General features: G+C 76.7%; 2 protein-coding genes. Both read right to left on the reverse strand.

What is annotated here, in order from left to right:
* Positions 1-1,089 (reverse strand): HAMP domain-containing protein (locus tag I4I78_RS32155; protein WP_218615275.1); only part of this gene is annotated, 1,089 nt, incomplete at its 3' end.
* A gap of 4 nt (positions 1,090-1,093) precedes the next feature.
* On the reverse strand, positions 1,094-1,795 hold the full coding sequence (locus tag I4I78_RS32160; protein WP_218615276.1) for a response regulator transcription factor: 702 nt from the start codon (positions 1,793-1,795) through the stop codon (positions 1,094-1,096).
* Positions 1,796-2,059 lie beyond the last annotated feature (264 nt).

Here is a 2,059-nt window from a genome sequence, read left to right on the forward strand (position 1 = left end):
GGCGACCACGAGACGCGCCCCGCCCCCGCGGCGCGCCACGAGCGACACGGCGAACGCGGTCCCGTCCGCGGTGTGGGCGAACACGTTGCCGAGCAGCGCGTCCACGCAGGCCTCCAGGTCGCCCTTGCCGATGGCCACCGGCAGCGGCCCGTCCGCGACGTCGACGGTGGTGGCCCGTTCGGTGTCCTCGGCCAGCACCGCCCAGAACGCGACGCGGTCCCGGACCACGGCCGCGGCGTCGCAGGTCGCGGCGTCGGTACCGCGCCGGCGCGCCTGCTCGATCGCGCCGGTCACCGCCCGCTGCACACCGTCGACGCCACCGGAGATCCGGGCGGCGTCGTCCGGGTCGCGCAGCGACTCGGCGTCCAGGCGCAGCGCGGTCAGCGGGGTGCGCACCCGGTGCGCGAGGTCGGCGACGGTCTCCCGCTCCTCGCGCAGCAGCTCCGAGATCCGTCCGGCCAGCCCGTTCAGCGCCCCGGCCACGACGCCCAGCTCGGCAGGCGCGGCGGCGTCGGCGCGGGCGGCCAGCTCGCCGCGGGCGAGCCGGTCGGAGACCTCCGCCAGGTCGGTCGTCGCGTCCACCAGGGAGCGGGCCAGCCGGTCGGCGAGCAGCAGCCCGCCGGCCAGCAGAAGCACCGAGAGCCCGGCCAGCAGCAGCCAGGACCGCCCGACGCCGCGGGTGAGCTCGGCGTCGGGCACCAGGATCCGGATCGCGCCGCCCGCGCCGGCGGTGTCCCGGACCGCGAACACGATCTCCCGCCCGCCGTCGACGTCGGTGGACGCGCTCGTCCCGCGGGCACCGAGCTCGACCAGGGGGGTCCGCGGCGCGGAGGTGCCGAGCATGCCGCCGCCCGGGAGGAACAGCGTGACGTCGGCGACCGTCGTCGCGTCGACCTGGGTGACGCTCAGGTTCAGCGCCGCCCGGTCCGCGGTGGCCACCAGTGGGGTCAACGACTGCGCCTCGGCGGTGGCGGTGCCGACCGCACGGTCGACCGCGACCGTGCGCACCAGCAGCGCCAGCGGCACCGCGAACGCGACCAGGACGAGCAGCATCATGGCCCCGACCAGGACCAGGATCCGGCGGCGCACCCGCTCAGCCCTGCCCGGTCGGCGTGGCGGGGGGCGCGCTCAGGCGCACCCCGACACCACGCACCGAGTGCAGGTAACGAGACTCCTGCGCGGTCTCGCCGAGCTTGCGCCGCAGCCACGACAGGTGCACGTCGACGGTCTTGTCGGCCCCGCCGTAGGGCTGCTGCCAGACCTCGGTGACCAGCTCCCGCTTGCTCACCACCTGCCCCTCCCGGGCGGCGAGGTAGTGCAGCAGGTCGAACTCGCGCGGGGTCAGCTCCAGGGTCTCGCCGGAGAGCGTGACCTGCCGGGCCCGCGGGTCGATCCGCAGGTCCCCGACCACGACGGCGGGATCCGGCCCGGCCTCGACGGCCCGGCGCAGCACGGCCCGGATGCGGGCGTCGAGCTGGGCCGCGCCGAACGGCTTGACCAGGTAGTCGTCCGCGCCCGCGTCGAGCACGGCGACGATCTCGGCCTCGTCGTCGCGGGCCGTCGCGACGATCACCGGGACCCGGCTGACGCCGCGCAGCATCCGCAGCATGGTGGCGCCGTCGAGGTCGGGCAGCCCCAGGTCGAGCACCACCACGTCCGGCCGGTTGCCGACGGCGCCCTCCAGCCCGGCCATGGCGGTCGGTGCCGAGTCGACGGCGTGCCCGCGCTCGCCCAGCCCGCGGATCAGCGCACCCCGGATCGCGGGGTCGTCCTCGACGATCAGTACCTGGGCCACCCGAGGAACGGTAGGCCACGCCGGGGACCGGCCGGAGCGCCCCGAGCCGATCTTGGGGCTCGCTTAGCCCCGCTTTAACCCGGCCCGGGCGCATGCTTGCCGGATGTCGCGTCGATCCGCCCGTACCGGGGTGCTGCTGGCCCTGTGGGTCGCCGCCGCGGCCGGCGCGCTGCTGCTCGGGCTCTCCGCCGTCGGGACGATCGGCAGCGGCCTGACCGGCGGGGCGTCGTCACCGCCGCTGAGCGCCGCCGACATCGACGCGCG

It is taken from the genome of Pseudonocardia sp. KRD291 (genome assembly GCF_019263595.1).
Taxonomy (GTDB): domain Bacteria; phylum Actinomycetota; class Actinomycetes; order Mycobacteriales; family Pseudonocardiaceae; genus Pseudonocardia.